This is a genomic window from Cohnella suwonensis (genome assembly GCF_042655365.1).
Lineage (GTDB): Bacteria > Bacillota > Bacilli > Paenibacillales > Paenibacillaceae > Cohnella > Cohnella suwonensis.
Map to the genome: position 1 here is coordinate 1 of NZ_JBHSMH010000028.1, position 23,524 is coordinate 23,524.

Annotated in this window: 19 protein-coding genes; 1 reads left to right on the top strand and 18 read right to left on the bottom strand. The window is 53.3% G+C overall.

The genetic code is table 11. From position 1 onward, the window contains the following. Nucleotides 1-163: 163 nt before the first annotated feature. Both ACFPPD_RS10740 and ACFPPD_RS10745 read right to left on the bottom strand, forming a co-directional pair. Nucleotides 164-2,011 carry a putative bifunctional diguanylate cyclase/phosphodiesterase gene (locus ACFPPD_RS10740; protein ID WP_378082174.1) on the bottom strand — a complete coding sequence of 616 codons (1,848 nt, stop codon included), beginning with the start codon at nucleotides 2,009-2,011 and terminating at the stop codon, nucleotides 164-166. Between the two features lie 144 nt (nucleotides 2,012-2,155). Then, the gene (locus tag ACFPPD_RS10745; protein ID WP_209751003.1) at nucleotides 2,156-2,527 is read right to left on the bottom strand and encodes a DUF423 domain-containing protein; all 372 of its coding nucleotides are present in this window, start codon (nucleotides 2,525-2,527) and stop codon (nucleotides 2,156-2,158) included. Nucleotides 2,528-2,596: 69 nt separating this feature from the next. Between ACFPPD_RS10745 and ACFPPD_RS10750 the strand changes: the two genes are divergently transcribed. After that, entirely contained in the window at nucleotides 2,597-3,061 is a 465-nt protein-coding gene (locus ACFPPD_RS10750) for a hypothetical protein (protein WP_209751001.1), read from the top strand. 198 nt (nucleotides 3,062-3,259) lie between these two features. Here ACFPPD_RS10750 and ACFPPD_RS10755 read toward each other — a convergent pair whose 3' ends face one another. The 16 genes from ACFPPD_RS10755 to ACFPPD_RS10830 all read right to left on the bottom strand — a co-directional run bounded on the left by ACFPPD_RS10755 (nucleotide 3,260) and on the right by ACFPPD_RS10830 (nucleotide 23,466). Continuing rightward, complete coding sequence (locus tag ACFPPD_RS10755) at nucleotides 3,260-3,802, bottom strand: helix-turn-helix domain-containing protein (RefSeq protein WP_209750999.1); 543 nt, start codon at nucleotides 3,800-3,802, stop codon at nucleotides 3,260-3,262. 85 nt (nucleotides 3,803-3,887) lie between these two features. Next, nucleotides 3,888-4,973, bottom strand: coding sequence for a M24 family metallopeptidase (locus tag ACFPPD_RS10760; protein WP_209750998.1), 1,086 nt, complete (start codon nucleotides 4,971-4,973; stop codon nucleotides 3,888-3,890). A gap of 24 nt (nucleotides 4,974-4,997) precedes the next feature. Then, nucleotides 4,998-6,692: a M3 family oligoendopeptidase gene (locus tag ACFPPD_RS10765; RefSeq protein ID WP_209750996.1), complete on the bottom strand. Its 1,695-nt coding sequence runs from the start codon at nucleotides 6,690-6,692 to the stop codon at nucleotides 4,998-5,000. 42 nt (nucleotides 6,693-6,734) lie between these two features. Beyond that, the gene (locus ACFPPD_RS10770; RefSeq protein WP_378082179.1) at nucleotides 6,735-9,047 is read right to left on the bottom strand and encodes a beta-L-arabinofuranosidase domain-containing protein; all 2,313 of its coding nucleotides are present in this window, start codon (nucleotides 9,045-9,047) and stop codon (nucleotides 6,735-6,737) included. 4 nt (nucleotides 9,048-9,051) lie between these two features. Continuing rightward, complete coding sequence (locus ACFPPD_RS10775; RefSeq protein WP_209751013.1) at nucleotides 9,052-9,882, bottom strand: carbohydrate ABC transporter permease; 831 nt, start codon at nucleotides 9,880-9,882, stop codon at nucleotides 9,052-9,054. A gap of 35 nt (nucleotides 9,883-9,917) precedes the next feature. Continuing rightward, nucleotides 9,918-10,808 (bottom strand): carbohydrate ABC transporter permease, encoded by an 891-nt coding sequence (locus ACFPPD_RS10780; RefSeq protein WP_378082181.1) that lies wholly within the window; start codon nucleotides 10,806-10,808, stop codon nucleotides 9,918-9,920. 66 nt (nucleotides 10,809-10,874) lie between these two features. Continuing rightward, complete coding sequence (locus ACFPPD_RS10785) at nucleotides 10,875-12,305, bottom strand: ABC transporter substrate-binding protein (protein WP_209750994.1); 1,431 nt, start codon at nucleotides 12,303-12,305, stop codon at nucleotides 10,875-10,877. A gap of 117 nt (nucleotides 12,306-12,422) precedes the next feature. Then, on the bottom strand, nucleotides 12,423-14,246 hold the full coding sequence (locus tag ACFPPD_RS10790; protein WP_209750992.1) for a sensor histidine kinase: 1,824 nt from the start codon (nucleotides 14,244-14,246) through the stop codon (nucleotides 12,423-12,425). Then, nucleotides 14,243-15,802, bottom strand: coding sequence for a response regulator transcription factor (locus ACFPPD_RS10795; RefSeq protein WP_209750991.1), 1,560 nt, complete (start codon nucleotides 15,800-15,802; stop codon nucleotides 14,243-14,245). Before ACFPPD_RS10795 ends, ACFPPD_RS10790 begins: the two co-directional genes overlap by 4 nt. Nucleotides 15,803-15,831: 29 nt before the next feature. Continuing rightward, complete coding sequence (locus ACFPPD_RS10800) at nucleotides 15,832-17,796, bottom strand: glycoside hydrolase family 127 protein (protein ID WP_378082185.1); 1,965 nt, start codon at nucleotides 17,794-17,796, stop codon at nucleotides 15,832-15,834. 23 nt (nucleotides 17,797-17,819) lie between these two features. Beyond that, nucleotides 17,820-19,256: an NAD-dependent malic enzyme gene (locus tag ACFPPD_RS10805; RefSeq protein WP_209750989.1), complete on the bottom strand. Its 1,437-nt coding sequence runs from the start codon at nucleotides 19,254-19,256 to the stop codon at nucleotides 17,820-17,822. A gap of 4 nt (nucleotides 19,257-19,260) precedes the next feature. Further along, a complete protein-coding gene (locus tag ACFPPD_RS10810) occupies nucleotides 19,261-20,496 on the bottom strand; it encodes an NAD(P)/FAD-dependent oxidoreductase (RefSeq protein ID WP_209750987.1) in 1,236 nt (411 codons plus the stop codon). Then, a complete protein-coding gene (locus tag ACFPPD_RS10815) occupies nucleotides 20,493-20,822 on the bottom strand; it encodes a (2Fe-2S)-binding protein (protein ID WP_209750985.1) in 330 nt (109 codons plus the stop codon). Before ACFPPD_RS10815 ends, ACFPPD_RS10810 begins: the two co-directional genes overlap by 4 nt. Further along, the gene (locus ACFPPD_RS10820; RefSeq protein ID WP_209750983.1) at nucleotides 20,823-21,095 is read right to left on the bottom strand and encodes a (2Fe-2S)-binding protein; all 273 of its coding nucleotides are present in this window, start codon (nucleotides 21,093-21,095) and stop codon (nucleotides 20,823-20,825) included. Between the two features lie 12 nt (nucleotides 21,096-21,107). Further along, complete coding sequence (locus ACFPPD_RS10825; RefSeq protein ID WP_209751007.1) at nucleotides 21,108-22,544, bottom strand: aldehyde dehydrogenase family protein; 1,437 nt, start codon at nucleotides 22,542-22,544, stop codon at nucleotides 21,108-21,110. Between the two features lie 46 nt (nucleotides 22,545-22,590). Then, a complete protein-coding gene (locus ACFPPD_RS10830) occupies nucleotides 22,591-23,466 on the bottom strand; it encodes a dihydrodipicolinate synthase family protein (RefSeq protein ID WP_209750982.1) in 876 nt (291 codons plus the stop codon). Between the last annotated feature and the right edge of the window lie 58 nt (nucleotides 23,467-23,524).

Here is a 23,524-nt window from a genome sequence, read left to right on the forward strand (position 1 = left end):
TCCACCAGCTGCCCGTCAGCTACGAGGCGACTTGGCTCTTACCTCGACCGGACTTTCACCGGCTAGTTGTGCCTAACTTGGCTAGGCGCGCAATCGTCGAAAAAACCCTCGGTCAGGACGCGAAATTCGCGCCTTGCCCGAGGGTTTTTGCATGAGTCGGCGTCTATGCGATATACCCGTTCCGCGCCTCCGGTTGAACGGCGATCGCCGGACGGTTCAGCTTCTCTCGAAGCAGCTTGCCGATTTCTTCTCCGCCGAGCGGCGGGCTGCCGTAGTAGCCTTGCATCTCGTCGCACCGGTGGGAGCGGAGGAATTGCACCTGATGCTCCGTCTCCACGCCTTCGGCGATGACTTGCAGCTGCAGGTTATGCGCCATCGCGATGATCGCCGACACGATCGCCGCGTCGTTCGGATCCTGTTGGATGTCTCTGACGAAGCTACGGTCGATCTTGAGCCTCGCGATCGGCAAGTTTTTCAAATAGTGGAACGAGCTGTAGCCGGTGCCGAAGTCGTCGATGCTGAAGTTCAGTCCGAGCTCGGTCAACTCCTTCAAGCATTGCGAAGCGCGGTCGACGTCCATCGTCATGCTCTCCGTAATCTCGAGCTCCAAGTAGCGGGAATCGAGTCCCGTCGATCGCAATATGTCGGCTACTTTGCCTTTCAGGTTCCGCTGGGAAAATTGCCGTATCGAAAGATTGACGGACACGGGAATACGAGGTATCCCTTCGTCTTGCCAAGCTTTGTTCTGCCTGCATGCTTCCTCGATGACCCAGTCCCCGAGAGGCACGATAATGCCGCTTTCCTCGGCCGCGGGAATGAAGTCGCCCGGCGGGATTAGCCCTTTCTCCGGGTGCTTCCAACGAACGAGCGCCTCCATGCCGACGATCTGGCCGGAGGCGAGATCGTATTGCGGCTGGTAATAGAGCAGGAATTCGTCGTTCTGCAGCGCTTTGCGCAAGTCGTGCTGAAGCGTGAGCTTGTTCAGCGCGATCGGATCCATATCGCCCGTGTGCAGCATGTAATCGTCTTTGCCGTTCTCCTTCACGCGGTGAAGGGCCGTATCCGCCCGCTTGAGCAGCGTCTCCGCGTCCTCGTCGCCGCCTTCGAAGACGGCGACGCCGATGCTCGCCGTCACGTGAATCGGTACGCCGTTCAGCTCGAACGGCTCTTCCAGGACGGCCATCAGGCGGTTCAGCCTCGCGTTCATGCCGCCTTCTACCGGACAGAAGCCGAAGCAAGCGACGAACTCGTCGCCTTCCATCCTGGCAAGCTCTCCGGGCTCGTTCTGAATGCGACTCAGCCTCTCCGCGATCTGCAGCAGCAGCATGTCGCCGAAGTCCCGACCGAAAGACGCGTTCACGAGCTTGAAGCGATCGATGTCCAAGTAACATACGGCAAGGCTCTGGCCGTTCTCGCGCGCTTCCGCGACTTTTTCTTGGAGCCTGTTCATGAACATCCTGCGGTTGGGCAATCCGGTCATGTCGTCGTAATACGCCATGTAACGGATTTTCTCAAGAGAGCGCTTTCTTTCGCTAATGTCCTGAATAAACACGAGAATGCCGATCGCCTTGTCGCGCCTAATTAGCGGAGACGTGTAAATATTCAGATCGATCGCGTGGCCTTGCTTATGTATGATTTTGATCTCGTGCGTGCCTTTCTCCCCTTGCAACGTTCGAAGGAACACTTGCCGCGTCGACTCCAGCGAGCTCTCGTGGAGCAACGACGCGAACGTCTTGCCGCTCATCTCTTCCTTGTCGTAGCCGACGACGTCGGACGGATCCCGGTTGATGTTCAGGAAACGTCCTTGCCGGTCGATGACCGCGAACGCGATCGGACTGTACTTGTGCAAGGAATCGAGCAATTCCGTCTGATAAGAGAAACCGAGCCCGGACGATTGCTTCCGGTATTTCCTCTTGGCAAAGAACCAACCGAATGAAGCGGCACCTGCCGTCAAAAACGAGCCGGCTGCGATCGCGGCTAGCCAAATGCCATTGTCGGACCATCCGTTCAATAAGGGGACTCCTTCCTCCGCACCTGGAAAACATAGAAGCCCAGTCATTTCCATTATATAACAAACTTCGCGCTTGTATAGTGATTTTCCCGGTTAATCGCGGATCGGAAGGAAAATAAAGGATTTCGGGCTCGAATGTCTAATTTATTGTTTGCGGCCCGACGCGACGGCTAGGCAAATCCACCCCGCGATAAACGCGACGCCGCCGAGAGGCGTGATCGCACCGAGAACTTTCACGCCGCTGATCGCCAAGACGTACAGGCTGCCGGAGAACAGCACGATGCCGACCGTCAGAAGCCTACCCGCCCATTCTCCAAGCTTCCTGTTCGGCAGCTTGTCCATCAACAAGCCGACGACGAGCAAGCCGACGGCGTGGAACATGTGGTAGTGAACGCCCGTCTCATAGACGTCCAAGTCGTCCGCGCTGACCCGGTCTTCCAGCATATGCGCGCCGAACGCGCCGATCGCGACCGCGAGCATGGCGAAGATCGCCCCGATTTTTACGTATTTATTCATTTCGATTTATCCTCCTTCAAGTCATCGTCGCAAGCTGTTACTATCATATCGTTAACGAGGTGCCGTGTCATGGACGATCCGCGCGAAAAAAATGAACAATTTGAGAACCCGCCCGCCTTCTCTCCCGCTTTTTCCCCTGCCGCTGCCGAATTCCAGAGGCCGAAGCATAGCGGTCTGGGCATCGCTTCCTTCATCATGTCCATCGCCAGCGTCGTCGCATTCGTCGGCGTATCGATCGGCGTACTGATTCTGATCTCGGACCGAATCGACTTCGAGACGCTCGTCGGACCGGACGGGGAATTGACGATGACGGAAGATGAACTGGTAGACAAGATCGGGCCGCTGCTCGGGTACTTGCTCCTCTACCCTCTGATCATGATCCTCAACTTGACGGGCCTTATTTTCGGCATCGTCGGTTTGAACCGCCCGGGCACCAAGAAAGTATTTTCCGTCCTAGGCACCGTGTTCAACGGCCTGGCCATCCTCGCCTTCGGCGTATTCGTCTTGCTGGCGATCGCTCAAGGAAATTTGTAAACTGAAATAGAAAAAAATCGAAATTATTCGGAAAATAATCGATAGAAGCTTGCCGGACTTGACCGCTATATCGAAGTAGAAGGGAGAGTCTCGCGCCGCGAGGCTCTCCCTTCTACTTCCTGGGGGGGGGGCTATCGCCATGTCCGCACTTTCGTCGCTACGACCGGTTATGCATGTTGAATGAAGTGACTTTTTGGACTAGCTTCGGGCCGAGCTGAACACCGACATATATCGCACCTCATCCGACAGGGGCGTAAACAAGTGCTCTTCAACCGAATCGAAATAGAGGCTGTCGCCGGGACCTAGCGTATATTCGACATTTCCTACTTTATAGGTCATGCTGCCTTCAAGCACGTAAATAAACTCTTCCCCCACATGGGAGACTGTCCGCTTTGGCGTCTCGCCTTTTCTGGCGATAAAATAGAACGGCTGCATGAGCTTATCCTGCCGTTCGACGGCTAGTGCCGCAAAAGAGTAGCCTTTCTGCGTCTTAACCAGCTTCTCCAGCGCGGCTCCCTTAGCCGTAAAGACTGTTCCGCCTTGTTCGTGATCGTCCAGCAAAACCGATATTTTCGTGCCTAACGCATCCGCGATTTTAATAAGGGTGCCGATAGGCGGAACGGTTTTGCCATTTTCGATTTTGGACAGCAGGCTTTTGGTGAAGCCGCATAGATTGGCGATTTCATCCAAATTACGATGCTGCTCTTTTCTGATTTTACGAATTTTCAAACCTAAATCCATAGCGCCAGTTCCACTTCCGTTTCGTCGCATTCAACTGGGTTTATTGTAGTATATTTCAATAGGAGGGTCAATCAAGGAGCCCGGTTTAACCGATGACGGCGAGCTGTTTAGGGAATGTCGTTAACGTCTCCGCACCGGTCGATGTAACGAGGACATCATCTTCGATGCGGACGCCGCCGATGTCCGGCAAATAAATGCCCGGCTCAATCGTAATGACCATCCCTTCCCGCAGCAGATCGCGGTTCTCCCCATGCACGGAAGGATACTCGTGCACCTCGATGCCGAGGCCATGTCCTACCCGATGCGTAAAATACGCGCCATAACCCCCGTTCGTAATGCATTGTCGCGCAGCGAGATCCACTTCGGCAAGCATGGCGCCCGGACGAACGGCGGCGATCCCCCGAGCATTTGCCTCAAGCACCGTTTCATATATTTCCTTCATTCGAGCGCCGACATCTCCTACCGCGAACGTCCTCGTCATGTCGGAAAGGTATCCGTCTGCGGCAACCCCCATATCGAACAAGAGCATGTCGCCGGCTCGGATGACGCGGTTGCCGGTGGCTCCATGCGGCAGCGCGGATTTCTCGCCAGACAGCACAGTCGTCGCAAAAGCCGGGCTCACCCCCGCTTTTTTCATCCCATATTCCAATTCGGCGGCGATATCCAATTCGGTGACGCCGGCCTTAACATGCTTTAGTCCATCGCGAAGCACCTGCTCGACTAGACGTGCGGCCTTCTTGAGACGCACGATTTCGTCGTCGGATTTAATCGCGCGCATGTTGGTCAGAGGCGTTGCCACGTCGATATATTGTTCGGCTCCGAGCATCTCCGACAACGCTTCGTATCTCTGCATCGTCAGATGGCCTTTCTCTACGCCCAATCGGGTTACCGTACCTCGCAAGCATCGTTTCAACACTTCGTACGGATTATCCGTGTCGGTATGCGTATAGATTCGGGAAACGGTAGATTCCGCTTGCGCCGATTCCGCGTCCAATGCCGGAACGAGCAGAAACGGCTCATCTCCCTTCGGCAATAGTAATCCAAGAAATCGTTCGTGCGGTTCCGAGGAGAACCCGGTCAAATAATACACATGCTTCGGCAACGTAATGAGTACGGCATCCAACAAATGCTGCTCCATATAAGCGTAAAGCTTAAGCAATCGTTCGTTCATCGGCTTAAACCTTTCCCTTCTGCATTAAAGATGTTGATCTTCAATACGGTCCAGCCATCTCTCGATGTCGCCGATTAGACCTTCTACGCATCCATCCGCGAATGGCGAATTCAGATTGCCGATCTCGAGCAGCTCCAAAAACGAACGGCTTCCGCCCGCTTTGCATAACGCCAAATAATCTGACCACGCCGCTGCCGGGTCGGCATTCGCTTTTTGCCAAAGCTGGAAGGAGCACATGCGCGCCAAGGCATAATCGATATAATAGAAAGGAATCGTGAATACATGCCCGTTTTGCAGCCAGACGTTCCCTCTTTCCAGAAAGTCGTTGCCTTCGTAATTGCGGTACGGAACATATTTCTTCTCGATCTCGCGCCAGGCCCGCTTGCGATCCGCAGGCGACGCTTCCGGGTATTCGTATACGAAATGCTGAAACTCGTCGTACGCGGCACCGTTAGGGAGGAACAGCACCGCGTTGCTCATATGATTGAATTTGTACTTATCCTCGTCCTCTTGGAAGAACAAGTCCATCCATGGATAAGCGAAAAACTCCATGGTCATCGAATGGATCTCCCCGGCTTCCGCAGTCGGGAACTCGTATTCGGGCACCTTGTAATCCCAGCTGCTGAGGGCTTGGAACGCATGTCCCGCCTCATGCGTCAGCACGTCGATATCGCTATACGTCCCGTTAAAGTTGGCGAATATAAACGGGGCTTTATACTTGCCGATCATCGCGCAATAACCGCCGCCGGCCTTCCCTTCTTTACTGAGCAGATCCATGAGTTCTCTATCGATCATCATCGAGAAAAATTCGCCGGTCTCGGGAGACAACCCGGAATACATCTTAAGGGCGTTTGCCACAATTTGATCCGGGTCGCCTTTCGGCTTCGCGTTTCCGGTTTTGAAGTAAAAGGCGTCATCGTAATACCGGAAAACGTCCACCCCTATACGTTGTCGTTGACGCTCCTTCAATGTCATCGTAATCGGGACGATGAACTGCCGGACCTGCTCGCGGAAGTTCGCTACATTCGCGGCATTGTAGTCCGACCTGTTCATGCGGACGTATCCGAGCTCCACGAAATTACGATAACCCAGCTTGCGGGCGATCTCCGTCCTAACCTTCACCAATCGGTCGAAAATGTCGTCCAATCGGGTCTCTTGCTCTGCAAAGTAAGCGGTTCTCGCCTCCGACGCCTTCTTTCTCGTTTCCCGGTTTGTAGAATGCGCGAAGGTCGCCAACTGGGACAAGTTTCTCTCTTCTCCCTCGAACGGGATCTTGGCCGATGCAAGCAGCCTCGTGAACTCGCTGGACAGCTTGTTCTCGCGTTGCAACAACTCCACGATGTCCGGGGAGAACGTCCGGAGAGACATTTCCGCAATACGGAATAACTGCTTGCCCCATTGTTGCTCCAGTTCGCTCCGGAATCCGGAACCGAGCAGAGCCTTGTAATATCGGGTTACCATGCCTTGGTAGATTGGGCCTGCTTCGTCGAGAAAGTCTTGCTCTTCCTTATAGAAAGGATCTGTCGTGTCTATCGTATTGCGAATATAAACAATATGGCCTGCCGATTCGTAATCGCGGCGCAGCTCGTTGATCTCCGCGATGATGGCATGCTGATCTTCGGAGCTGTCCGCCGCTTCGAACTTGAGAACAAGTTCATTTAACTTTCCTTCCAGATCCCGAATATCGGGTCTTCGATAGACAAAGTCCTGAAATTTCATGGAAGACGCTCCTTTAGAAGATCGATTGCAAAGATCGCTAGACTAGCCGTTATATGCTTCTTTATCAACGATGCGCAAGCCGAACACTTTGCGTATTCTGCGGCCGATATGAGCTTTGAAAGTCACCGTTACCGTTTCTTGGTCGCCGATGCTCGCTTCGGGGATCGTATAGTTCACATTGTAAAACTTCTCCGTTTCCTTAACCCCTTCTACCGCGTCTGTTAAAGGCTGGCCATTCAAGAGAACATCGAATTCGCATCCCGGCATTTCCGTAGCCGCCGTATAGGTGACGACCAGCATCATGGCTGCTCGAGGCTCGACCTTGAGGTCGAAGGAAAACCATCCGTCGAGGGCGGCGTTGCGGTACGCCCGGTTATGCAATGTGCCGACTCTGGTCGTCTCGCCTTGGAAATTGTGGTCGCGTTCCGGCTGCATCTCGCCCGGCTGAGCAAAATCGATCGTATATTGCTCCAGCTTACGTATATTTTCGCGTGCGATCACATACTCTTTCTCCGCTTTTGCCCACGAGTCCGCAGTGAACAAGTCCCAATAAACCGAATACAATTTGTCATGCATCCGGTAAAAAGGATAAAGCTCGACGTTGCGCGGGTATCCTGCGTTCACCGTACGGAACGTGGCGGATTTGCCGGCAACCGGTTCAAGCCATTCCTTTAACGGCCTATCGTTCGCGATCATAACCGGCGTATAGAGATGGCCCGCGGCATCCGCATCATCCAGCGGACCCAGCTCCCCTGCGAGCACCAACGGACCGTACATGACGGCTGCTCGGTTCGGGTTATCCGGCATCCGTTCCAGACGCAGCGTCATCGGAATCTTCACTTCCACGAGATCTCCATCGTTCCATACGCGATTGATGGCTACGAAGCTTCCAGGCTCGGCAGCCGCCAACGCATGCGGCTGACCGTTCACTTTAATTTCAATGCCCTGCTCCGCCCAATACGGATAACGAATGTCCAGCGTAAACGATACGGCTTGTTTGCCGGATATTCGCAATACGACGCGATCGTCTTCGGGATATTGCGTTTCCTGCCTTAGCTCGACGCCCTTCTCCCTCCAATGAAGCACGGAAGGGATATATTGGTTCACATAGAGCTTATCGCCGTTATGAAAGTAAATGCTGTTGCCGTAGCTCGCATGATTCTCCATGCCCGTTCCGATGCAGCAGGTGAAGTCCTCGAACCGCTTGTTGTAATCTTTAAAGCCTCCCATACCGAGCGACAAGCAGTAGCACATATCCCCGTTGTCCGGATTTTGCGACGACAAGATATGATTGAACAACGCCCGCTCGTAATAATCGGCTTCCTTCGCATTGCCGTTCCATTGAAATAGATGACTCGTCAGCTTCAGCATGTTGTAGGTATTGCAGGTTTCGGTCGTTGTGGGGCCGATACGGTCGGACAGCTCGTCGGGCTCGCCGAAATATTCATTAAAGCTGTGGCCGCCGATGACATAGGAATGGTGGTGCACGACGCGATCCCAAAAATATTCGGAAGTCGACTTATATTTGTCTTCGTTCGTCAATTCGTATTGTTTGGCCAACCCGATCAGCTTCGGAATTTGCGTATTGGCGTGTTGGCCCGGCAAAGCATCTTCATGAGCGGCAAGCGGATCCAGCACGACCTTATGCCAGAACCGATCCGAGAGCTTCATATATTTGTCCTCGCCCGTATCGCCATACAAATCGGCCAGCACTTCGTTCATGCCGCCGTATTCGCATATCATCACTTGCTCCATCTGCTCGGCCGTCAGATTGAAGAATATGCCGTCAAGCCAATCGGCGAGCTTGATCGATACTTGCAGGGCCTTCTCATTACCGGACAAATGGAGAGCGTCGCGCAAGCCGGCAAACAATTTATGTAACGTATATAATGGCGCCCATCCGCCATTTAAGTCGAAGCCCTTGGACCGAATGTCGCCGGCGGCTACTTCCAGGAACAGCTCTTTGCCGCGCGGTATGCCGGACACGTAACCGTCGCCATGCGCGTTCTGGCAAACTTCCAGCTCGTCCACGATGTAGTCGACGCGCTCCTTGAACGCGTTCTCCCCTAATGAAGCGTAGAGCATTGCGATGGCGGACAAATAATGGCCGAGGGAATGGCCCGACAAGCTCATCGCTTCCCAACCGTCATATTGAGGCGCTCGCGGCTGCAACCCGGCGTATTCTCTGAATCTGGCAAGCAGGCGATCCGGTTCGAGTTCAAGCAAGTAGGTTTTATTCAGCTCCATGGCATGCTTGAACGGGCCGTCCAGCAAAGTTACGTCCCGAAGCTCGAACGGTTGCGCAACGCGCTCGGCTTTGGTTTGCGCTTTAAGGTAAGTCTTCACCATGTTCATCACCTTATCCTTTTAAACCAGTTAATGTAACGCCTTCAATGATATATTTCTGCCCGGCAAAAAATACGATAATTACCGGAATGATGACGACTGTAGAAGCGGCCATCAGCAAGTGCCACTGCGCGCTATGCAGCGATTGGAACATTTGCAATCCTAGCGCCACCGTGTATTTCTTCTCATCGTTCAAATACACGAGCGGACCCATAAAGTCGTTCCAGGTGTTCATGAACGAGAAGAGACCGATGACAATAAGCGCAGGCTTCGATAACGGTAAAATGATTTTCCAAAATATCGTAAAGTGGCTCGCGCCGTCGACATACGCCGCTTCGTCCAATTCCTTCGGAATGGTCGAAAAAAATTGACGCAAAAGGAAAATGTCGAAGGCCGACGCAAACCAGACCGGCAGAATAAGGGGGTAATACGTGTTTATTAAACCGACAAGCTTCCACCCGATAAACGTCGGGATGAGCGTAACCGCTCCGGGCAGCATCATGCTGGACAGCAAAAGCCCGAATACGAGTTTCCTTCCCGGCCATTGAATTCTAGCAAAGCTATATGCGGTAATCGCGCTGCTTATGATGGCGCCGACCAGGCACATGACCGTAATATATGCGGTGTTCTTGAAATAGAGTCCAAAATCCACCGTCGTCAACGCTTCACGGTAATTGCTGAATTTAAACGGCGAGGGAACCCATACCGGCGGCATTTCAAATATTTGCCCGGAGGTCATGAGGGAGCTTCGAACAAGCCAGATCATCGGCAGCAAGCAGAAGACGGCGCCGACGATCATGATGAAATATACGGCTATTTTCGATAGAGTCAATCTCGTTCTCATACCTATGCGAGAATCGGGTACCGTTGTCATCCGTCTTACACCTCGCTTTCGTAATAAACCCAAGCCTTGGAGGATTTGAAAAATACCGCGGTTACGATCAATATAATGAGAAACAAAATCCAGGCGATAGCCGAGGCGTGCCCCATCTCCCCAAACTGAAAGGCTTCGCGGTAAATGTAGTAGTTGTAAAATAAGCTCGCGTTGTTCGGCCCGCCTTGCGTCATAATGAGCGCTTGAGCGAACACCTGAAACGCGCCGATCGACCCCATGATCAAGTTGAAGAAAATAATCGGCGTCATCATCGGCACGGTAATATTGAAAAATTTACGCAGCACGCCCGCACCGTCCACGGTGGCCGCTTCGTACAGCGAACGCGGAACCCCTTGCAAGCCGGCCAAAAAAATAATGACCGTGCTGCCGATTCCCCATAAGCTCATCAAGACGATCGAGGGAATAACGGTTGCTTCCGAGTCGAGCCACATGATCGTCGGCAAATGCAATTTCTCGAGAAAGCTGTTGATCAGTCCGAGATCCGGGCTGAACAGCCAGATCCAGATCATCGAAGCCGCCACGGTCGGCACGATGACCGGCAAATAATAGATCGTCCGAAAAATCGATTTCCCTTTAATAAATTCCTGATTAAGCAGCAAAGCAACTAAAAACGAAACAACCAAACCGATCGGCACTCGCAAAATGACATATTTGAACGTCACCCACAAAGACTTGTAAAAAAACGGGTCAGTTCCGTCAAACAACCGCGTATAGTTGTCCAACCCGATAAACTTCGGCGTATTCACTATGCGGTAATCGGTGAAGCTAAGCCCCAGGCTAGCCAGCATCGGAGCAGCCGTAAATAGCAGCAAGCCGAGAATGCCCGGCATCGCAAACATGATCCCTATGAAAGCACTCCGATTACGATAATTCATACCCTTCCTCCTTGTCTCTACGAAACAAGCAACCAGCAGTACTCTACTGGCTGCTTATCCTATGATTTATTTACCGTAATGGCCTTGAATGAGCGGTTGAACCTTCGGCTCGACTTCCTTTAAAGCTTCCTCGGCCGTTTTCTTGCCGGTCCAAACCAAGTCCAGCGCCGGCGTGACAAGCGCGCCTATTTTGGATAAGTTTTTAACCTCGAAGCCAGGCGTACGCACGCCATTTTCCATCGTTTGTATCATAAAGGCATCTACGTAGCCTTCCGGGTGCGCTTTATTGCCGGAAGCCCATTTCGCGATCAGATCGGGATTCGTATACCAATCCTTCTTAAGCGGCATCCATAATCCGCCCGCGATCAGCGGCAGCACCGCTTCCGGATCGGCCATCCATTTGTACAGCAGCCACGCTTCCTCCGGATGTTTCGTCGAGCTGAAGATGACGGTCGGCGCTCCGTCCGACAACGTGTTGCTGACTTTCAGCTTAGGCAGCACGCCGACGCCCAAATTGATATCCTGCGCCGCAAAATCCTGCAGCGCCCAGTTGCCGGACACGGTTATCGCCACTCGTTTCGTTTGTAGCGCCATATCGGGCAAGCTTTTCGTTTGCAGCGGCGTCGGGGACACATGGTGAACATACATTAGATCCGCCAGCTTCTGAATCGCTTCGATCGCTTCCGGCTGCGCCAAACCAAAGCCCGTGCCGTCCGGCGTCAAGTAATTCCCTCCGTTGGAGACGACCGCCGCCATCATGTTGTACGGGTCATATTGGAAACCGAATTGTTTGATCTTATCGGGATCAAAGTTGGGATCCAGCGCATTTCTGCCTTTATTGTCGATCGTCAATTTTTTGGCGTATTCAAGAAACTTGTCCCATTCCCAAGCTTCCGAAGCTTTCGTAGGCGGAAGCTCCACGCCTGCCTCGATGAGCATATCCTTGTTGTACATGATGCCATAGCCTTCCACTGCCGTACTCATCCCCAGCGTCTTGTCCGGCGCCCAGTTGTACCATACTTGATCGAGATAGTCCTCTTTCCTAAAAATAGGATCTTTGTCGATAAATTCGTTCAAGTTGGCCAGCTTGCCGTCTACCGCCCAAGACAATGCCGAACCGGCGCTCATATACCCCACGTCCGGCGCCACATTCCCCGCAACCATCGTCGTAATTTTCGTTAAGTAATCAGAAGGAATATGTACCGGCTCGACCGTAATCCAGTCATACTTTTTCTCAAATGCCTTGAGCGCATCGGTCACCGTTTTTTTCTCGATCGTGCTTCCCCAGAAGGAATACTTTAATGTTACGGGTTCTCTGTTTTCGTTTGCCGCATTGTCGTCCGAAGCGTTCGATTGCGAAGCTGACGCCGTTGCGGCCGGCTTGTTGTCGGTCGAACTGGATTCTTTATTGTCGGACTTGCTGCACCCCGACAACACGGCGGTGAACAGAATGCATAAGGAAAAAGACAAAATGACCCACCTGCTGCTTCTTTTCATTTCCAACACCCTCCTCAAATTGAGATACAGCCGTTAAACGTTTACAAAATGTTTACAATTCAAGTTTATTGCCTCCAGATGAAGTCATAAATTCTAACATCTTTGGAATGGTGGACTTTATTTATTTGTTTTCGGAAGAACGATCTTAACGATTGTTCCTTCCCCTTTCGACGACCGAATAGCGACGCCGTATTGACCGCCATAAATCAACTTGATTCGCTTGTCTACATTTTGAATGCCGATCGATTCGCGCTCGTCTGCCCCGACCGTCGTTAATACCGTTGTATCCGGATCGAACCCGATGCCGTTATCCTCCACGGTATAAATGCAATCCTTGCCTTCGATCCTGCCGCTAATCCGAATCCATCCTCCTTCGTCCATTAAGGCGAATCCGTGCAGAATGGCATTTTCCACAAAGGGCTGGAGGAATAATTTCGGAACCTTCTCTCTCGCAAGCTCGGGATCGATATCGTATTGCACGTCGAACTTGCCTTCAAACCGATTTTGGATGATGAAAATGTAATGTTGAAGCCATTCCAAATCCGAGCTAAAAGATGTCAATTCTTGCAGGTTTTGCGAGGTGTATTGAAGCATGGAAGATAAGCTGACGAGCATTTTGCTAATGTCCTTTTGATTGTTTTCAATGGCCATCCAATTGATGATATTTAAGGAGTTATATAAGAAGTGAGGGTTCATTTGAACGTTCAGCGCCATGATCTCCGCTTCTTTTTCCCTGATCGTTACTTTATAGTTTTCTTCGATGAGCAGATTGATTTTGTCGTTCATTTGATTGAATTTTCTGATCAGATAACCCATTTCGCTTCGATCGCTTCCGGGAATGCGGCTGTCGAAGTCGCCCTGACCCATTTTTTTGATCGCTTGCAGCAGCTTATGGATCGGCTTTGTGATCGAACCGGATATTAAAAAGGCAAACAGGAGAGAAATCGTCACCAAGATCAAGGCGATATATACGGTGTATGATTGAATTTCCGGCGTGAAAGAGCTCATTAACGCTTCAGGGGAGACGACGATCGCCGAAATCCATCCGGTGACACGCGAGGTGTCATAACAAACGATCATTTTTTTGCCGTCTATATCAATAAATTCCGAACCGCTTGCTTGGTCGGCAATGTGAGCGAGCCATGGCGGCGTCTCTCTCGTTGCAATCTTGCTCTTATCGCTATGGGCGATAATGTCGCCTTCCTTGCTGGTCACGAAAAAATAAGAGCCGTCATTGGGCATGCTGCTCTCAAAAACGGTTGCGTAAAAGCTAGGATCGTAATTGACGACTAGAGTCGGAAGCTCGGCAGTGCCGTCAAGCGATGTTAACTCGCTGTTATTCATTTTGAAGAGTTTCAGCTTTCTTACTGCGGAGAACAGATGGTTATAGTCGATATTTTCCTTTTGCAAATAATCGAGATTGAACATGCTCGTAAAATCATATGTAGGAATCCATCCCAATCCCCCGTCAAGCCGCTCGGCCTCGCGATAAAGCTTCGTTTCGTAAAAATTTTGGTAAGGAATCAAGGACGCTGTACCTATGTTGTTATAGCTTGTCATGAGATGGATGGAATAAATGTTGTTATACTCCGAGAAATATCGCGTAATGATTTTCGAGATCTTTTTTTCCATATTGATCACGCTATAGCCGTCGTCTTTTTGCACGTTTTTGTATTCGGCGTACAATTCCTGATCGGCGATCATCCCAAGACTTCTGTCCGCAACCTTGCCCAGCTCGCCGTCGACGATCTGATTATTCTGTTTGACGATCGAATAAATATTTTGCCTGGCGAAGTCCGAAACGGCGTTTTTGCTTGAGTGGTAATATTTGTACCCCATGATGCTGAGCGGGATCGTGATCAGAATAATATAGGAAAGGACGAGCTTGGTTCGAAAGCTTGGATACCGCAGACGCGACAACAAAACAAGCTTATCGTTCATAAGCCTGCTTCCTCGCGCTGCGAATTTCCCATCTGCCGCCTGTATTCGTCCGGAGACAATCCAAACTCTTTTTTAAACAATCGGATAAAATATTTGACGTCCGGGTAACCGACCTTCGAAGCGATTACATACACCTTGTGCGATGACTTTTGTAACAGCCGCTCTGCCACGCTCATCCGCGTTTTCAAAATATAATCGCTTATATTCATTTGCGTTCCGTTCTTAAACAAATTGCTGAAATAAGAAGCATTGAAATGAAAATGATCGGCGATCGACGTAAGCGAGATCGGTTCGGCATAATGCCGATCGATATACGCCTTGCACATATCGATAATGTCATCGCTTCGCCTATTTTTTTTGTCCGCTTGCTGCATGGCCATCGCGTGCAGCTTCTCGGCTACGACCGCGATCAATTGATCGATATGCTTGCATTGCATCAGATCTTCAGCAACGTTCTGAATCGACGTACAAGATTTGACGGCCTGCTGCTGCAGAGCAATCGCGCAGCTCGAAATCATCAGCCCGGGCTCCGGATATCCTGCCGTAAGCATCGAGGCGATGTTCTCTCCGACGATCCGCACGATCTGCTCCCGATTTGTCTGCATGGCAGCCGTTGCAAAAATATCGCCCAAATACCTGTTAAACGATTGCGGCGGCGTTGTTGCCCGAATGTCTTTGTAAGCAAGAACAGAGCCGCTGCCGGCAAAAAAGTTGTATTTCAATATGGCTTTCGCTTGATGAAAGGAAATCTTCGCCTCGCTGCCCAAGTTAGGGCAAACGTCGCCCACTCCAACCGCTATTTGGATGTTATGCATACCGGACATCCGGCGAATCCATTCGTTCACCTTATCGGCAACGTCATGGAGAAGCGTCTCTCCGTTGCCCTGGGTTGCGATAACCGCAACAAGTCGATCCGCAGCCTCCGGAAGATAAAAAACGGCATGCTCGCCAATCGGTCGGAGGATCGCTTTCAGGTCGTTTTTAACCTCGTCGCGAAACGTTTCCCATTGCGTTGCAAGCCGGTTCCGCTCCATGCCGGACGATTCCGGCATGCCGAGCTCCGCCACAAAGACGATGCCGTCTCCGTCCATAGGGAATTGGCGCTCCAGGCTTGATGCCTCCTGCTCGGACAGATGCCCGCGGATCCATTTATTCATTTGGAATTCCAGCCGGTCTTCCCGTTCGTCTTTAAGCTTGCTTTCGGTTCCGGCCAGCAATTGCTCGATTTTCGTTTCATCGACCGGCTTGAGGATGTAATCGGAAACGCCTAACGCAATCGCCTTTTGCGCATATTCAAATTGTCCGTAAGCGCTAAGGATAATGACTTTAATATCCTTCCGACTGCCGCGGAGCTGCTCCATCAGTTGCAAGCCGTCCACGACAGGCATCTGAATATCGGTAATTACAATGTCGATCAGATTGGAATAAATACGCTCTAATGCCTCCATGCCGTTTTTCGCGTCATAAATGCTATAGTGCGGCCGAAGCTCTTGAATCATCCGGGTCAAGCCTCTGCGATGTCTAGGTTCGTCATCTACAACTAGAACATTGTACAATTCAAGGCCTCCCATCGACTCGTTTGATGTTAGCGCTCCCGAATCCAGACGAGCATTTCGCCCGCACCGCGGTTTGCCCAGGCGAAATAGGGGATAGCTTGGATCTTGACGGAATGTTCTATTCGTTTCTTCTTAGCGTACAACGGCGTGTCCCCGCCTGGCCATTCGCCGCGCACCGCTTCGCCGGTAATGACCGTAACGCCGGAGAGTACGTCCGGTTCGAACCGAGCGTAGAGCGCGGCATGTTCCGACAGCGAAATATCCGGCAAAATCGCTCCGTTGTCGACCTGCTCCAGGCAATAGACGACCGGACCTCGCTGCAGCGCCACCTTGCCCGCATTCACGCGTACGTTGGGGTTCGCGTATACGCGCTCGATCGGCATTGGCAGGACGATCAACACGATATCTCCGGCTTTCCACTCGCGCGTGATCGCTGCATAGCCTTTGTGCAGATTGGCTTCCACCGAAACCGGTTGACCGTTCACTTGGATGGCAGCGCCTTCGCACCATCCCGGAATTCTGACGGCTACCGTAAATTCGCCCGGACGATCCGGGGAAACGGCTAGCTCGATTGTCTCATCCCACGGGAAATTCGTTTTTTGCGATAGTCGGACGTGACGTCCGGCAACTTCCAGCTTCGTATCGCTGCCGATATATTGGTGAACATAGGCGATATGTTCGCTTTGCGAATAAATATACCCGCCGAGCGATGCGATAAGCCTTGCGAGATTCGGAGGGCAGCAAGCGCAGTTGAACCACTTTTGCCGAACCGGCTCTACGTGTTTTTTGTCCGGCCGCTTGCATGCTTCCGGCCATACCTCCAGCGGATTGACGTAGAAGAAGCTTTTGCCGTCGAGCGACATGCCGCTGATCGTGCCGTTGTACAACGCCCGTTCGATCACATCGGCATATTTGCCGTCCGGGTCGAGATGCAGCATCCGGTGCGCCCAGAATATAAGCCCGATCGACGCGCACGTTTCCGTATACGCCGTATCGTTCGGCAAATCGTAATCGAACGAGAACGCCTCGCCGTCGTGGTTGGAGCCGATGCCGCCGGTAATATACATTTGACGCCGGGTCACGTTATCCCACAGACGCTTGCACGCTTCGAATAACGATTGATCCTGCGTTTCCGCCGCCACGTCGGTCATGCCGGCGTACATGTACACCGCGCGAACGGCATGGCCTACCGCATGCTGCTGCTCGCGTACGGGCAAATGCGACTGATTGTATTCATAGTTGTGTTTATATAAATGATAATAGCCTTCGGCAAGCAGCGATTCCCGTCCGAACCGTTCCGCCCGCTTGTCCGCTTCCAGCTTGAAATAATTCGGCTCTTGCCCGCGTTCGTCGATAAAATACCGGCTCAGCTTCAAATAACGTTCGTCGCCCGTCGCTTCGTACAGCCTCATCAAGGCAAGCTCGATCTCCTGGTGGCCCGGATACCCGCGAAGTTTGCCTTCTTCTGCGCCGTATACGGTATCGATATGATCCGCGAGCTTACACGCGATGTCGAGCAGCTTGATTTTACCCGTCGTCTCATAATAGGCGACAGCCGCTTCGATCAAATGGCCGGCGCAATAGGTCTCATGGTCGTCGCGTTCGTTCGACCAACGCCGATCCGGGTATTTGATCGTAAAGAACGTATTCAGGTAGCCGTCCGCCTGCTGCGCTCTGCCCAGCAAATCAATCGTTTCATCGGCCAGCTTCTCCAATTCCGGATCGGGAGTCGCGGCCAAACCGTATGCGACGGCTTCAAGCCATTTGGCGACATCGCTGTCTTGGAAAATATAGCCGTAGAAGTTCCCTTCCTCTTCGCCCGCGGCTATACGGAAGTTTTGGATCGCATGACTCGGGGCTGCGTCCTCAATGCGGTCATTCAGCGCATTCCACTGATAAGGGATGACCTCATCGCGTACCAGGTTCCTATATTTGGTCCAGAAAGGATCGTGAATTTGAACGTTTTTGTACGATACGCCGTTCACTGTGACCATGACCTTCTCCCCCATATCCGGACTCATACTTCGCTCGAAAATTCCTCAGTGCGGATGTCCCGCCTGCGCGCTACCTTTGACTCATATGCGGCGCCAATCACGGCTTTGCGTACCTGTTCGACGACATGCTGATTAAAGACGCTTGGGATAATATAATTTTCGTTCAACTCATCGTCCGTAACGACCGAAGCGATCGCCTTCGCAGCCGCCAGCTTCATCGGCTCCGTCACGCTGGAAGCGCGGCAATCGAGGACGCCCCGGAATAAGCCGGGAAAGCACAGTACGTTGTTGATCTGGTTCGGGTAATCCGACCTTCCGGTCGCCATGACGCGCACGATGCCTTCCACTTCCTCCGGAACAATCTCCGGAGTCGGATTGGCCATCGCGAAGACGATCGGGTCTTTCGCCATCTTCTTCACGTCGGTTGCTTGCAATACGCCCGGTCCGGACACGCCTATAAAAATGTCCGCGCCATGAATGACGTCGGATAACGTTCCCGTTGCCATGTTCGGATTGGTATGCTCCGCATACCACGTCCACGCTTCGTTATCGTACGATTGCCCCCGCACCAATGCGCCGAAGCGGTCCACGCCGATGATATCCGTGACGCCCGCGGACAGCAAAATTTTCGTACAGGCGTTGCCGGCCGCTCCTACTCCGCACAGCACGACCTTGCAATCCTCGAGCCGTTTGCCGACTAGCTTGACCGCATTATATAGACCTGCCAGCAGAACGACGGCCGTGCCATGCTGATCGTCGTGAAATACCGGTATATCAAGCTCCTCTACCAATCTGCGTTCGATCTCAAAGCAGCGCGGCGAGGATATATCCTCCAGATTAATGCCTCCGAACGCAGGCGCGATCCGTTTGATCGTTTCAATGATTTCCTCCGTATCCTGCGTGTCGAGACAGATCGGGAACGCATCGACGTCGGCCAGCTGTTTGAACAGCATCGCTTTGCCTTCCATGACCGGCATCGCCGCCAGCGGCCCGATATTGCCAAGCCCAAGAACGGCGGTGCCGTCGGACACGACGGCGACCGTATTTCTCTTGATCGTCAACGAGTAAGCGCGGGACGGATCGTCATGAATCGCCATGCTGACTCTGGCGACGCCCGGCGTATACACGCGCGATAGATCGTCGCGGTTTTTGATCCGCAGCTTTGGCGCCACTTCGATTTTCCCGCCAAGATGCAGCAGCAGCGTCTGGTCCGAAACGTTGATTACTTTGACGCCATCCGTCTCGCTCAGACGCGCGACGATCCTCTCGGAGAATGCCGGATCGATCGTTACCGTAATATCGTGAATCGTCTTATGTTTGCCGGCGCGGTTGACGTCGACCGCTACGATATCGCCGCCCGCTTCGCCGATCGCCGTAACGATCTGACCGAATGTAATTTTATGCTTATCCGTTTCAAGCCGCATGATGATGTTCGTACTGTTTCCCGCTTGAACTGCCATATCATCATCGCACTCCCGCTTGAATGGTATCCCGCCACAACAGGTATATTTTGCGCCTCGCCTCCGGAATGCCCGGATGGAACTGGATTAAAGCCGAGGCGCGAACGCGGCGCACCTCTTCGATGGCGTTTGCTACTTTATGCTCGCCTTCATGGCCGTACAAGCCGGCATCGTTGCAAATCGACGCGGCTGCCAGACGGCCTTGCGCCATTGCCACAAGAGCGCTCTCGACGCCGGTGATGTTGCCGGCCACATACAGCCCTTCGACCGGCGTCTGCATCCGCTCGCTATGCAGCGGCAAGTGGCCGCCAAGTTCCGGCGTGTAAATAAACGGACAACCGGCAACCGATGCCAGCTCGGCCAAAGGATACAATCCGCCCGCCAGCGCAACGAAATCGACCGCTTCCTCCCGCTCGCTTCCGGCGATGATCTCGCCTTGGCCGTTCACGTCGGCAAGCGTAACCGACTCGACCCGGTCGGTGCCGTTGATCGCTAGGGCGGCTGTGCGCAGCTTCAGCGGAATATCCCATATTTTGATGCCGCCTCGCGGGAACAAGCTGGACACGATGCCCGCCATGCCGAGTGCGTTGGCGAATTTGCCTCCGAAACGAAGAATGGGCGATGGAGCAAGGTGCGACAAGCCCATCAGCAGCCGCAAATTTTCTTTCGGCAGAGCCGATTTTCCGGCGAACGGGCTGCTCGGCGGCAGCACGATGCCTGCGAGCGTTACGCCGCTAACCGATAATTCGCGGGCGATCGCCATCGCCAGCACATTCACGCCGATCACGAGCCCGCGTTTGCCCGGTTTGACATAATGGACGTTCGACATCACTTGCGCGGCGCCGATCGACATCACGCCGGGCAGCGTCCAGCCGTCTGTCGGCATCGGAATCTCCGCCGCGCCGGTAGCGAGCAGCACGCGCGGCGCGATCATCGTGCCTTGCGAGGTGGACACCTCCCACAAGCCGTCGACCTTCAGCATGCCGTAAACCGATACTCCGCAGCGAATCTTCACGCCTTGCGCCCGGTTTTGCTCGATCAGCTCATCGGCGATCCGCTTGCCGACCCACCAATGCCCGCGCTCTTCGTGGAACTGTCCGAGCATGCGTCCGCCAGGCTCCGGAAATTCGTCGATGACGGTTACGCGGAGGCCGTTCTCGGCGGCAACGATGGCCGCCGACAAGCCTGCCGGTCCGGCCCCTACGACAATCACATCCGATTGCTGTCGTTGTCGGTTCATGGCAGTGTCCTCCCGGTGATTTCGTTCGGCAGCCGTTGCCCTTCGAATACGTTCATGCCGTCTTCCAGCGGTGTCAGGCAGGAGCGGACAATACCCTTGCCCTGTACGCTCAGACGGCATTCCATGCAATGTCCGATCCCGCAATACAACCCCCGAGGGCTGCCCGACTCTTCATGTTTGCGCAGCGTCCGGATCCCGGCCGCCAGCAAAGCAGCGGCTAGCGGCTCTCCGCGATAGCCCTTCATCGGCTTCCCGTTAAACGTGAAGGAAACGGTCTCCCGCAACGGTTTACGGCCTAGTATGGGATGATCATCTATTCGTTCCATTTACGATTCACCCTTTGCTAGCTGGCCGAATGTAACCGGCCGGATCGGCGGACGATACGATAGCAGTTCGGTGTCGTGCGGCGCATCCGGATTGTTGTCGTGAACCCAAGCTTCCACCAGTTGCCTGCACACGCGGCCTTGGCAGGCGCCCATCGACGCCCGCGTTTTCATTTTCAATTGACGCGAGGTGCAGCTTCCCGTCCGAAACGCCTGTTCCAGCTGTTCGATCGTTACTTCTTCGCAACGGCAAATGATCATGGATGAAGGTTTCATGGGCTGACCCTTCTAGGCGTAGCTGATTGCGCAAGTTTTGATTTCGGTGTAAAAATCGAGCGCCGCTTGCCCTTGCTCGCGCGTGTGCGAGCTGGACAGCTTCATGCCGCCGAACGGCGCCTGATATTCGACGCCGGCCGTTTCCTGATTGACGCGAACCATGCCCGCTTGCGCTTCGTCCAGGAAACGATGCGCATGAGCGAGATTTTGAGTAAACACGGAAGCGCTCAGACCGAATACCGTGCGATTGCACAAAGCGATCGTCTCGTCAAAATCGCTTGCCTTCAGCAGCGCGGCGACCGGTCCGAAAATTTCTTCTTGAATGAGCGGATGATCTGCATCGACGCCCGCCGCGACAATCGGACGGATGTAGTTCCCTTCGTTCGCTTCCGCCAGGGAAGGCCCTTCGACGACGATATCCGCCTGCTCGCGCGCCATCTTCACATAGGTCATGACGGTTTTATGCTGGCTGGCGGATGCAACCGGTCCGAGATAAGCCGCAGGGTCCAACGCCGCCGCGAGCTTGATCGCCGAAACGGCTTTTTTCAACGATTCGACGAACGGCTCGTAGATACCGCTTTCTACGATGATCCGGCTCGTCGCCGTACATTTCTGACCGGCGGAACGGAATGCGCCGCTGATGATCATCGGTATCGTCTTATCGAGATTGGCGTCGTTCAGAACGATGGCCGCATTTTTGCCGCCCATCTCGGTTTGGTACTTGATATTGCGGCGGGCGCAAATTTCCGCCACGCGCGTGCCGGTCGACGTAGAGCCGGTAAAGCTGACGGCGTTTAACGCAACTTGCTCCAACAGGACGTCGCCGATCTTGCTGCCTTTGCCGATAACAAGGTTTAACACGCCCGCAGGCAAGTCTATGGAAGCAAAAATTTCGGCAAGCCGGCTAGCCGTAAGCGAAGCGAACTCCGCGGGCTTCCAGATGACGGCGTTGCCGCAGATGAGCGCAGGCGCGATCTTCCAAATCGGAATGGCCACCGGGAAGTTCCACGGCGTAATGATGCCGACAACGCCGAGCGGCACTCTCTTCGTATATTGCAGCACATTGGTTTCATTGGAAGGGATGACGACGCCGTTCGCGCGAACGCCTTCGGCTGCGTAATAGCGGAGCAAATTTACGCCTCGCATCACTTCGCCGCGCATTTCCGTAATCGGCTTGCCCATCTCCAAACTCGCCAATGTAGCGACTTCGACGAGACGCGCTTCCAGAGCCCCGGCCATTTTGTACAAATAATCGGCTCTCGCCGCCCCGGTCAAACGGGACCAAGAAGCGAACGCCTTGCGCGCCGCCTGCTCCGCCTGAATGACGTGGGTTGCGTCCGACAAATGCAGCACGCCGACGTCTTCCCGCACGTTTGAAGGGTTCTTGATTACGACTTCGCCGGCATTCGGAGTGATCCATTCTCCTCCGATCCAATTCTTACTGTTCACCATTCCACGTACCCCCCCGTTCTTTCCGAATGTCGATCACTTCGTTTTATTTACGGTTGACGGCATATTCAAAATCTTTTTTGATCGCTTGATAACCGGCTTCAGGCAGCGGCAATCTAGGCGGACGAGTCGGTCCTACCGGGAAGCCGGCAAGCTCCATCATATATTTGATCGATTGGACAAGCTGCGGGCTAGCATCGTAGTGGAATAACGGTACAAGATGCCGGTACAGCTCGGAAGCTTCCTTGACCTTGCCCTGCCTTGCAAGGTTAAACAGCTCGACGCCTTCCTTCGGGAGCGCGTTCGGTACGCCGGAGATCCAGCCCGTTGCTCCGAACAACGGTCCCTCCATCGCCAGATCGTCAACGCCGATCATCACTTCCAGATCCGTTTTGGCTATAATTTCGTGCACGCGGCGGATGTCCCCGGAAAATTCTTTTACGGCTACGACGTTTTCGAGCTTCGACAGCTTTGCCAGCAAGTCCGGCGTCAGATCGACTTTGTAGTCGTGCGGATTGTTATAAGCGACGATCGGCAGCCCGACCGCGTTCAGAGCTTCGTAATGCGCGATGACTTCATGCTCAAGCGGCTTGTAGTTGATCGGCGGCAGCGCCATAACGCCTGCGGCTCCCGATTCCTTCGCGTGGCGAACCCAAGCGACGGCTTGCTGCGTCGAAGGCGCTGCCGAACCGACGACAACCGGCACGCGGCCTGCGGCTGCCGCGATTACCGTCTCGACCACTTTCGCGCGCTCTTCGCCCGACATCGTCGCGTATTCTCCAAGGGAACCCGTCGGTACGAGACCGTTCACGCCTTGCGAGATCAACCAATCGCATAGCTCCGTCAAGCGTTTGTAATCTACCTCGTAAGATGCCGTAAACGGTGTAACGATTGCTACATATACGCCTTCAAAACGTACCATTGATAATGACTCCTCTCAAAATGTAAAGTGAGTTATGATTTCGAAACTTGAAAACTAG

Coding starts and splice junctions, on each gene's coding strand:
- ACFPPD_RS10775 (WP_209751013.1), bottom strand. CDS start 9,882: ATGAGAACGAGATTGACTCTATCGAAAATAGCCGTATATTTCATCATG.
- ACFPPD_RS10810 (WP_209750987.1), bottom strand. CDS start 20,496: ATGAACCGACAACGACAGCAATCGGATGTGATTGTCGTAGGGGCCGGA.
- ACFPPD_RS10820 (WP_209750983.1), bottom strand. CDS start 21,095: ATGAAACCTTCATCCATGATCATTTGCCGTTGCGAAGAAGTAACGATC.
- ACFPPD_RS10770 (WP_378082179.1), bottom strand. CDS start 9,047: ATGAACATGGTGAAGACTTACCTTAAAGCGCAAACCAAAGCCGAGCGC.
- ACFPPD_RS10805 (WP_209750989.1), bottom strand. CDS start 19,256: ATGGCAGTTCAAGCGGGAAACAGTACGAACATCATCATGCGGCTTGAA.
- ACFPPD_RS10780 (WP_378082181.1), bottom strand. CDS start 10,808: ATGAATTATCGTAATCGGAGTGCTTTCATAGGGATCATGTTTGCGATG.
- ACFPPD_RS10785 (WP_209750994.1), bottom strand. CDS start 12,305: ATGAAAAGAAGCAGCAGGTGGGTCATTTTGTCTTTTTCCTTATGCATT.
- ACFPPD_RS10755 (WP_209750999.1), bottom strand. CDS start 3,802: ATGGATTTAGGTTTGAAAATTCGTAAAATCAGAAAAGAGCAGCATCGT.
- ACFPPD_RS10765 (WP_209750996.1), bottom strand. CDS start 6,692: ATGAAATTTCAGGACTTTGTCTATCGAAGACCCGATATTCGGGATCTG.
- ACFPPD_RS10815 (WP_209750985.1), bottom strand. CDS start 20,822: ATGGAACGAATAGATGATCATCCCATACTAGGCCGTAAACCGTTGCGG.
- ACFPPD_RS10745 (WP_209751003.1), bottom strand. CDS start 2,527: ATGAATAAATACGTAAAAATCGGGGCGATCTTCGCCATGCTCGCGGTC.
- ACFPPD_RS10760 (WP_209750998.1), bottom strand. CDS start 4,973: ATGAACGAACGATTGCTTAAGCTTTACGCTTATATGGAGCAGCATTTG.
- ACFPPD_RS10830 (WP_209750982.1), bottom strand. CDS start 23,466: ATGGTACGTTTTGAAGGCGTATATGTAGCAATCGTTACACCGTTTACG.
- ACFPPD_RS10800 (WP_378082185.1), bottom strand. CDS start 17,796: ATGGTCACAGTGAACGGCGTATCGTACAAAAACGTTCAAATTCACGAT.
- ACFPPD_RS10790 (WP_209750992.1), bottom strand. CDS start 14,246: ATGAACGATAAGCTTGTTTTGTTGTCGCGTCTGCGGTATCCAAGCTTT.
- ACFPPD_RS10750 (WP_209751001.1), top strand. CDS start 2,597: ATGGACGATCCGCGCGAAAAAAATGAACAATTTGAGAACCCGCCCGCC.